Source organism: Streptomyces sp. NPDC042002 (assembly GCF_055588305.1).
This window is the reverse complement of the sequence record NZ_JBVJCT010000044.1, coordinates 27819-35467: the sequence shown is the minus strand read 5'-3', so window position 1 is coordinate 35467 and position 7649 is coordinate 27819. Positions and strand designations below refer to the sequence as shown.

The window sequence follows — 7649 nt, the reverse complement described above, 5'->3', positions numbered from 1 at the left end:
CGTCCACCCTCCCCCCCCCCCCCCCCCCTCCCACCCCCCCCCCCCCCCCCCCCCCCCCCCCCCCCCCCCCCCCCCTCCCCCCCCCCCCCCCTGCCCGTGCGGTGCCGCCCTGCGGCGGCGGTGCGTCAGCTCTGTGCGGTGTCGCCGCCCGCCTGCCCGGCGCCCTCAGCTGCGCCTGCCTTCTCGCGCATCTTGCGCACCAGCTCCGCCTTCTGGTCGGCTGCACCCTGGCGGTCGAGGTTGCGGTGCGGACCGTTGTTCTGCCGTTCGGCGCGGGACAGCTTCTTGCGCTGGCCGCCGCCCATGCCCACGGGGTTGTTGATGTTCTTGCTCACGGTCACGGGTACTCCCGGTAATGATGTGAAGTGATCTACGGATTCATCGGTGGGCGACGGGCGGCGACGTCTAAGGACGTCAGCGGGGGCCCATCCGCTCTCACTCGTAAATCGGCGTCTGGAAGAATATGCCAAAGACGTTACCCGGTTCCGCCGGCCCCGCACACCAACCCTTTCGCCGCCCCGGCGTCGGCCGGGCCTTCGGCGAGCGCCCGGGATTCATCTGCTTCAGGACGGTTCTGTCGCGCACTGGTTCGCCCTTTTTTTAGCAGTCGGCCTCGGCTGACCCGGCAGCGATCAGAAGACCTCGCCTGTTTCCCGGTCGTGCCTACAGATGGTCGGGGCGTGAGACGCCACGAGCAGGTCGAGGAGTTCCGCGGCCTGCCGGGGTGAGCGACCGCACAGTCGGGCGAAGACATCGAGGTCCGTACTGCCGGCGTCGCCCGAGGTGTGCGAGGTCAGAGAAAGCGCGGCCGGCTCCCGGCCAGCGGCCGCCCGGCTGGCACGGCAACTGGGGCGGGGCACAGAGACGGCTACGCCCTTCGGCCGCTGGTGCGTCAATTCCGCGCCAGGGCGCCCCATGGGCCCGCCTGCCCGGAACGACAGCATCCGCCGCGTCCGCTGGCGTGGAGCTGGTTCTGCCCGCAACGGTGGCTCAGTGAGCGCACCGCTGCGGGCAGATCCACGGGGAACAGAGATGCCTGGTCGCGGCTCACGGCTTTTCGTCCAGTCAGCGGGCGATCGAGATGGCGAAGGGCGCGAATCCGCTGGACCGGATCACGTGAGGCACGAACAGGATTGCGGCCTCGACGGCCTGCGCGGTCTCGATCCCGCCGAGGTCCGTGATCCACTCCCGGTGCCAGCCGAGGTCTTCGAGGAGCCCGCGGACTGCCTGCTTGGCCCCCGGGTCCTCACCGGAGAGGAAGGCGGTGGGCGACTGGACGAGTGCGGTAGGCGCTGTCATCACCGTGTAGAGCATGGTGTTGAGCGTCTTGACGACGCGCGTGCCGGGGAGCGCAGTTTGGAGTTGCTCCCCGAGGCTTGAGCCGGGGTAGAGCAGGTTGGCGGGCAGTCCGTCCGGTCCGTCGACGGTGGCGTTGGAGACGTCTACGAGGATCTTGCCCTCCAGCTCCTCGCGCAGAGCGAGGAGCCGTTCCAGCGAGCCGGCGCCCGGCGTGGCGTTGATGACGATCTGCCCTGTCCGGGCAGCGTCGGCGGCGGCGCCTGGCGAGCGGTCCGCCACGGTCACCTCATGCCCGGCCCGGGTGAGGGCTGCGGACAGGCTGCCGCCGACACGGCCGTTTCCGAGTACGGCGATCATGGTCATGCTGATCTGGTCCTTCCAGCGCTTATGGTTCTTGGAGGTGGTCAGCGCGAGAGCGTGGCGACGGCGTCGGCGTGCACACCGGGCGCGGCGGCCAGCAAGCTCTCGCTCTCCGGCGTCCAGGGCCGGCCCTCGGCGTCGGAGATGCGTCCGCCGGCCTCGGCTACGAGCAGTGCGCCGGGCAGCAGGTCCGCGCGGGCCCCGGCGAACTGCCAGAAGGCGTCGATCCGCCCGGCGGCCACGTTCAGCAGGTGCAGGGTCGCGGGCACAGACGTCCGTACCACGAGCGCGTCGAGCAGCATCGCGGTGATCGAGGAACCGATGCGGCGCACGATCGCTTCGCCTTCGTCCGGCCTGGCCTGGCTCGTGGCCACGAGGCTCAGTCCGAGGTCCGTGGTCTCGGAAACGCGCAGCGGCCGGCCGTCGAGGTAGGCGCCGCCGCCCGCGAGCGCGGTGTAGGTCTCGCCGGTCAACGGCAGGTGGACCGCGGTGAGTACCGGCCGGTTCTCGCGCACGAGTGTGGCGGTCACCGCCCACTCCGGCAGTCCGTGCAGGTGGTTGATATTGCCTTCGGCCGGATCCACGACCCACCACTCGCCGGACGGCAGTGCCCCGCCCTCGAGCTCTTCCTCCACCCAGCCGGCCTCCGGGCGCAGGAGCGCGAGGCGTGGGCGCAGGACATCGAGAGCCGCGTCGTCGTTGGCGGCGAGCGCGCGCATCAGCTCTTCGCGTGTCCGGTAGCGGACCACGCCGCTGAACCGCTCCCGCAGCACCGAGCCCGCCGCACCTACGGCGATCGCGGTCTGCGCGAGCAGTTCGGCGTCGGACACGGAGCTGGTGGCCGCGGCGCTTCCGGTGCTCTGGATCGATTCGGGCATGGTGGTACTCCCATCTCAGCAGGGGGATGAAGCCGAGGGCGCGAAACCGTCGATCTTTGCGCCCGCACCTCGAAGGTATGAGCAGCGAGCATTAACCTCAAGTGCATGTAAAGCACGGCTAGAGTGACTCGCATGCAATTGGATTTGAACCTGCTCGCCGCGCTCGACGCGCTCCTCGAGGAAGGAAGCGTGACTGGCGCGGCCGAGCGCCTGCACGTGACCGCCCCGGCGATGAGCCGAAGCCTCGGCCGGATCCGGAGAACGACGGGGGATCAGATCCTGGTGCGCACCGGACGCACCATGACCCCGACGCCGTACGCGATCGCCGTCCGGGAACAGGTCCACGACCTGCTCCAGCAGGTCCAAAGCGTGCTGGCACCAAGCCGTGAACTCGATCTCGCGACCCTAGAGCGCACCTTCACGCTCCGCTGGCACGATTCCCTCGTCGCCCTCGGCGGCCCCACGCTCCTCTCGGAAGTGCGCAGGCAGGCGCCAGGCGTGCGTCTGCGTTTCATCGCGGAATCGAGCATCGACACCCCCGAACTGCGGCGCGGCGAAGTCGACCTCGAAGCGAACGCGAACCGCCCGACCCAGCCCGAGATCCGCGCTGACCAGGTGGCCGAAACCCGCCACGTCATCGTCATGCGGCGAGGGCACCCGCTCGCCCATGCCGCAGCCGTCACCGCCGCGCGGTACGCCGAGGCCGAGCACATCACCATCTCGCGGCGCGGAAGGTTCGACAACGCTCTCGACGAGGCTCTGGCGCGGCTTGGCCTCACCCGTCGTGTGGTGGCGACCGCGCCCACTGAAGGGGCCGGGTTCGAGTTCGTGCGCGAGTCGGACCTCCTTGTCACAGCCCCCGAATCCACCACACACTCAGCGGCCGCGGATCTCGGTCTGGTCATACTCCCGCTGCCGTTCGAACTGCCCCCGGCCCCGGTGTACCTGTCGTGGCATCAGCGCTACGACACCGACCCCGCCCATGTGTGGCTACGCGACCTGGCGCGGACCGCGCTGGCCGGTCCGGGGAGAGGCCGGGACCAGGCAACGCACTGAGTTCTGGCCGAGGGACAGCGTCAGGACCTGGTCGCCTTCCTGAACCGATGGTCACCGCGCCGGCCAGCACGCCGTAGGGAAGCTGCCGTTCGAGCTGGACGCGCCGAGGCTTGGTGATCTCCAGCGCGCCCGCGCCGGCCCAGGGCAGGGTCACCACGGCACGCAGGCTGGCCGGCTGTCCAGTTCTCGGCCGACCGGCTCGGGTGGAGACCGAAGCGGGGGAGCGGGTCCCACCGCTACACGCCGACGCCACGCTCCGCGCATGTCAGGCGGCTCGCACCCCACGTACCGCCGCCGAGGTCCACGCTCCGCGCGTCGGCCCCGATCACCCACGGCCCGGCCGCGCCTTCGGGCGGTACGGGACAGCCCACGGCCGTGAGCGGTTCCTGGCCCGGGGCGAGCCGGCCGGCGTCGATGACCGCCTGCCACACGGGCGCGGCGACAGCCACCGGCGGCTGGCCGGCCGTCAGACACAGCACCCAGCCGGGTTCGTCACCGCGCGCGTGGTGGAAGTCCTGCAGGACAGCGGGCCCATGAGCCCGGACCGGTCCGGCCGGCTGCCCCAGCCCGGCCCCGGCGAGGTCCTTGTGCGCCTCGCGCATCTCCCGCTCGTGTTCCCAGAACCCCTGGCCGACCCGCGGTTCACCGCCGCCCGGCCCGGCTTCGGACACCGCTTCGCCTGCGAGTGCGGCAAGGGCCTGGTCGGCGGGCACCCCGGAAGCGCGGACCCCGGCCGAGAGCAGCGCCTGGATCTCCGTGTGCGCCAGCCAGTGCGTCCCGTCGCCGTCCCGTACCGGTACAGCGGCCGTGTCCGCCCGCTGTACCCCGGATGGCTGACTGCCGACGCGTGACGGGCCACGCTATTGGCGTGTATATATGACTATTTGCGCTGAATGAGAAATTAATTTGCATTTCTTAAGAAGCGGATTTCTAGGGCGATTTGGTCATGACCGGGGGTGAGGATCAGTACGTGTCCGGCCGAATGGTCCGGGCAGCGCCGGGGCGTCAGCCCCGGTTCGTACGGAAAGGTCTGAACATGATCAACGGGTTGAAGAGGGCCGCGGCCCTGGGGGCGGCGACGGTGGCCCTGGCCGCGGGCGCGGTGGCCGGTACGGCTGGTACCGCGTCGGCCGCCCCGCAGGACCACCGGCCGTCGGCGGGGCCGCAGGACCACCGGCCCTCGGCGGGGTCGCACCACTGCGAGAGGGTGGCGGGCCACTGGGCACGGCAGTGGCGCCCGGCGTTCCGGGACCGGCACCACCACTGGCACCCCGGCCAGTGGATCCGCGTCTGGCACCCCGCCCACCAGGAGTGCCACCACTCACCCCGTCGCTGACGCCGGCAGCCGCCCGTAAGGGCGGCTGCGATTCACACCGGAACCGGCCCCGGCGCGCCCTTTCGAAGGCGCGCCGGGGCCGGTTCGTCAGGTCGCAATGCCGTCAGCCGGGCCGACATCCACGCCACGCGCACCACGCGCCGGTTCGGTAAGGCGTTGACCGTTCATGGGCGCTCGCCGGCCGTCCATGAACGCCGGGGCGCCCGTACGGCTACGGCCGCACGGCAAGCGTCAAGCGCGACGTCGAGGGCCAGCCCGTACGCCTCCAACGGCTCCTCGTCCATGGCGGAGTCCTGCAAGTCCTGCAAGTCCTGCAAGGCCTGCTGGGACCGGCCGGCGGGCAGAGCGGCGCGCTCTCATGCTCAGGTGTCGAGGGTCACTGGCGGGTGAAGGTCGTCGGTGCGCCGAGTCCCAGTGCGTTGGGGGCGAGTCGGAGTGTCCCGTCGATCATGCTTATTTCGTAGGAGTTGCCGGACGAGCAGACCACTGTGCCGGCCGAGCCTGTGGTGTGCGTGGACTTCGCGGCGAGGTCCACGCTGCCCGCGTTCACCGCCTTCAGCTCAAGTGACTCGGTGCAGCCGTCGTTCTTGCCGTCGTCCTGGTCATGGATGTCGCTCACCTGCTGTCCGACCAGCTGACCGAGCCGCCCCGCGTGCAGTGTGAGGGTGACCTTGTAGCTGTCGGTGTGCAGTCCGAACGAGTAGTTGCCGTTCGGATTTCCCGGGCCGGTGCCGACCCAGGTGCCCGCCCAGGAGGCCGGCAGCGCGTTTGGATCAGGGCTCGGGCCGCTGTCCGGCGGGGTGGCCGGCGCGCCGTTGCCACCGGTCGAGCCAGTGTGGTCCGAGCCGGAGTCGAGCACGGCGCGCACCAGCAGGCCGGCCAGCGCCAGAACGGCCAGGGTGCCCGCCACGGCGACCAGCGGGATCCGGCGTCCCGTGCCTGCCACCGGCTCCGGAATCGGACTCGGCGTGGGTATCGGGTTCGGTCCGTCGCGGTGGGCCGGGCGGTCGTGCGCGGTCCGCGTCACGGTGTGAGGGGACGGGCGCGGTGCGAGGCCGGTGGCGTCTTTGGGCGGGTCGGACAGGGGAGTGGCGTCGTCGGTGGCAGTGCCGACAGGGGGCAGGGAACGCGTGGCGGCCGGGTCGGCCAGCGCCGCGCGCGTGTCCGCCTTCCGTGCCGCCAGTTCCGCCGGGAGGGCCGGCGGCTGCCGTAGTGCCCAGGACCCGGCCGGACGATCCGGTTCCGGCAGCAGCTCGGCGGCGGCCCGGGCCGTCGGGCGGTCTGCGGGCTGCTTCGCCAGACAGGCCCGTACCAGCGGCAGCAGCGCCTCGGGCACCCCCTCCAGATCAGGTTCCTCGTGGACCACGCGGTAAAGCAGCGCCTGCGCGGAGGGCTCCTGGCCGGGCAGACTGAACGGACCACGACCGGTGGCCGCGTACACCAGTACCGCGCCCAGGGCGAAGATGTCGCCGGGCTCTGCCGAGACGCCGGCGGTGGCCTGTTCGGGCGCCATGTAGCCCGGTGAGCCGATGATCCCGCCGGTCCGGGTGTGCCGGGAGTCCTCCGCGGCGCGGGCGATGCCGAAGTCGATCAGCAGCGGCCGGGTGCCCGCCAGCAGTACGTTGGACGGTTTGACGTCCCGGTGGGCCAGGCCCGCATGGTGCACCGCGTGCAGAGCCTCGCACAGCTCGGCGGCCAGTGCGGTCAGACTGCCCACCGGCAGCGGCCCGTACCCCGTCACCCATTCGGCCAGCGACGGCGCGGCCACGTACTCGGTGGCGAGCCACTGCGGGCGCGAGCCCTCCGGCGAGAAGTCGACCACCGTGACCGTCCACGGCGAGCGCACCCGGTCGGCATGCCGGATCTCACGGGCGAAGCGCTCCCCGAAAGCGGGGTCGAGCCCGAACTCCGGCCGCACGGTCTTCAGCGCGAGCGGCCGTCCGGCCGGGGTCCGCGCCAAGTACACCTGGCCCATACCCCCGGCACCGAGCCGCGCGAACAGCGGATACCCCCCGACCGACACCGGATCGGACTCCTCCAGACACTCCATGCCCGAAGCCTATGATCCCCTTCCCCGGCTGCCGTCGGTTGGGCCCCTGCCCGAGGCCACAGGGCCGAACAGCTCGGAAAAGAACCTGCCGGCCAGACAGACGAACCACACCCAATTCGTCGTGATGGCCCCAGAGGCAAGGCCACCGCCCGACCTCGCCGCCTCCGCCGACGGAACCACAAGTCGCCCACCCCAGGGCAGACATGAAGCCATTCGAAGCGCCGATACGCGCACTCCGCCCGCGCTCTCCTGGAACGCCCGTGGCGACCAGCTCCGACGGGGCTATTGGACGGGGCGGTGATCGCCCTGCCCGGCCGCGCTGAGCGCAGCCACCGTCGTCTCAAATCGCTAACACCGCCCACGCGGCAATCTCAGGCGCCTTCCAGAACACACCGTCCCCGGGCTCGGGCCGCGGCGAGGGCCAGCGGATGAAGGGCAGGCGTTGGCTTCTTCCTCCCGCGTTGTCGCCCACACCAGGTCGAAGGGAGGGTTTGTTCGGCAGCCCCCACTCAGTCAGCCGGCGCTGCTCAGCCGCCTCCCAGCGAGGCGGGGGGGGGGGGGGGGGGGGGGGGGGGGAACAAAAAAAAAAAACCCCCCCCACAGGGGGGGGGAAAAAACAGAAAAGGATGCGCGGTCACCACCCCCCCCACCAACCGCCACAACCCGGAAC

At 71.2% G+C, this 7649-nt stretch carries 7 protein-coding genes; 2 read left to right on the top strand and 5 right to left on the bottom strand.

What is annotated here, in order from left to right:
- Window positions 1–125 precede the first annotated feature (125 nt).
- From ACZ6KY_RS36895 to ACZ6KY_RS36885, 3 genes are all read right to left on the bottom strand, one after another.
- A complete protein-coding gene (locus ACZ6KY_RS36895) occupies window positions 126–341 on the bottom strand; it encodes a DUF6243 family protein (protein ID WP_469314628.1) in 216 nt (71 codons plus the stop codon).
- A gap of 724 nt (window positions 342–1065) precedes the next feature.
- A complete protein-coding gene (locus ACZ6KY_RS36890; RefSeq protein ID WP_469314627.1) occupies window positions 1066–1662 on the bottom strand; it encodes an NADPH-dependent F420 reductase in 597 nt (198 codons plus the stop codon).
- Between the two features lie 41 nt (window positions 1663–1703).
- A complete protein-coding gene (locus ACZ6KY_RS36885) occupies window positions 1704–2537 on the bottom strand; it encodes an inositol monophosphatase family protein (protein WP_469314626.1) in 834 nt (277 codons plus the stop codon).
- Window positions 2538–2669: 132 nt separating this feature from the next.
- Between ACZ6KY_RS36885 and ACZ6KY_RS36880 the strand changes: the two genes are divergently transcribed.
- Complete coding sequence (locus ACZ6KY_RS36880; protein ID WP_469314654.1) at window positions 2670–3593, top strand: LysR family transcriptional regulator; 924 nt, start codon at window positions 2670–2672, stop codon at window positions 3591–3593.
- A 236-nt stretch (window positions 3594–3829) separates the two neighbouring features.
- Here ACZ6KY_RS36880 and ACZ6KY_RS36875 read toward each other — a convergent pair whose 3' ends face one another.
- Window positions 3830–4306, bottom strand: coding sequence for a hypothetical protein (locus ACZ6KY_RS36875; RefSeq protein WP_469314625.1), 477 nt, complete (start codon window positions 4304–4306; stop codon window positions 3830–3832).
- 323 nt (window positions 4307–4629) lie between these two features.
- Here ACZ6KY_RS36875 and ACZ6KY_RS36870 point away from each other — a divergent pair, with 323 nt between their 5' ends.
- Window positions 4630–4929: a hypothetical protein gene (locus tag ACZ6KY_RS36870; RefSeq protein ID WP_469314624.1), complete on the top strand. Its 300-nt coding sequence runs from the start codon at window positions 4630–4632 to the stop codon at window positions 4927–4929.
- A 376-nt stretch (window positions 4930–5305) separates the two neighbouring features.
- Here ACZ6KY_RS36870 and ACZ6KY_RS36865 read toward each other — a convergent pair whose 3' ends face one another.
- On the bottom strand, window positions 5306–6979 hold the full coding sequence (locus tag ACZ6KY_RS36865) for a serine/threonine-protein kinase (protein ID WP_469314623.1): 1674 nt from the start codon (window positions 6977–6979) through the stop codon (window positions 5306–5308).
- Window positions 6980–7649: the final 670 nt, after the last annotated feature.

Coding starts and splice junctions, on each gene's coding strand:
- ACZ6KY_RS36890 (WP_469314627.1), bottom strand. CDS start 1,662: ATGACCATGATCGCCGTACTCGGAAACGGCCGTGTCGGCGGCAGCCTG.
- ACZ6KY_RS36885 (WP_469314626.1), bottom strand. CDS start 2,537: ATGCCCGAATCGATCCAGAGCACCGGAAGCGCCGCGGCCACCAGCTCC.
- ACZ6KY_RS36880 (WP_469314654.1), top strand. CDS start 2,670: ATGCAATTGGATTTGAACCTGCTCGCCGCGCTCGACGCGCTCCTCGAG.
- ACZ6KY_RS36870 (WP_469314624.1), top strand. CDS start 4,630: ATGATCAACGGGTTGAAGAGGGCCGCGGCCCTGGGGGCGGCGACGGTG.
- ACZ6KY_RS36865 (WP_469314623.1), bottom strand. CDS start 6,979: ATGGAGTGTCTGGAGGAGTCCGATCCGGTGTCGGTCGGGGGGTATCCG.